Annotated in this window: 2 protein-coding genes; both read right to left on the reverse strand. The window is 77.0% G+C overall.

The window, feature by feature from the left end:
* A partial coding sequence (locus C6N75_RS27260; protein WP_146132690.1) for a hypothetical protein occupies window positions 1–180 on the reverse strand: 180 nt, incomplete at its 3' end.
* A gap of 68 nt (window positions 181–248) precedes the next feature.
* Window positions 249–992, reverse strand: a complete 744-nt coding sequence (locus C6N75_RS27265) for a thioesterase II family protein (RefSeq protein ID WP_105871538.1) — start codon at window positions 990–992, stop codon at window positions 249–251.
* Window positions 993–1053: the final 61 nt, after the last annotated feature.

The following is a 1053-nucleotide window of genomic DNA, read 5'->3' on the forward strand; positions in this document are numbered from 1 at the left end:
GGGCGGGGGCACGCCCACCCCGTCCCCGGAGAAGAGGAAGGTGAGGACGAGGGAGGCGGCGACGGCGACGGGGACGCCGACGAGCGCCAGGCGGTAGGCCCGTCGGCGACCGGGGGCGGCCGCCTGGGGTCTCGCGACGCCGTCGGCCTCGGGCGTACGGCCCCCCTGCTCGTCGTCCACGTCCACTCCCTGGTTCCGGCCGCTCGCCCCCGACCCTACCCAGGGCGGTCAGGGGCCGGTGCGGCGGCTCACATCCGTCCCGCGACGGCCTTCACCACCTCGTCCACCTGCTCCTGGACGAAGAAGTGCCCACCGGGCAGCACCCGCATCCCGAACCCGCCCCGGGTCTCCTCCTCCCACCGGGCGACGTTCGCCACCTCCACCCGTGGGTCCTGGTCCCCGGCCAGCGCGACCACCGGGCAGGACAGCCGGGGCCCCGGCACGTACCGGTGGTCCTCCAGCATCCGGTAGTCGCCCCGCAGCGCCGGCAGCGCGAAGGCCAGCAGCTCCGGGTGGGCCAGCGCGGCGGCCGTGTCGCCGGACAGCGCCGTCAGCTCGCGCACCAGCTCCGCGTCGTCGGCGTCCCGCAGCGACCGCGTCCCCGGCGGCGGCCAGGGCAGCGAGGGCGCCTGCCGGCCCGACACGAAGAGCACCGAGGGGCCGCGCCCCTCCGCCTCCAGCCGCCGCGCCGCCTCGAACGCGATCACCGCCCCCATGCTGTGCCCGAACAACGCCTGCGGCGCCCCGTCGTCGTACGCCTCCGACAGCTCCGCCAGCACGGCGTCCACCACGGTCTCCAGCCGCTCCGCGCAGCTCTCCCGGAAGCGGTCCTGCCGCCCCGGGTACTGCACTGCGACCGCCTGCACGCCGGTCTGCGCCAGCCCCGCCGACAGCTTGTGGTACGCGCTGGCCGCACCGCCCGCGTGCGGAAAGCACACCACCCGCGCCCGCGCCTCCCGCACCGCGTGGAACGTCCGTACCCACGTACCCACCGACTACCTCCCCGTCCCGACGTCCCGCCCACGGTAAGCGGCCCCCGCCGCCCCCGGGACG

Source organism: Streptomyces solincola (assembly GCF_002982015.1).
Taxonomy (GTDB): domain Bacteria; phylum Actinomycetota; class Actinomycetes; order Streptomycetales; family Streptomycetaceae; genus Streptomyces; species Streptomyces solincola.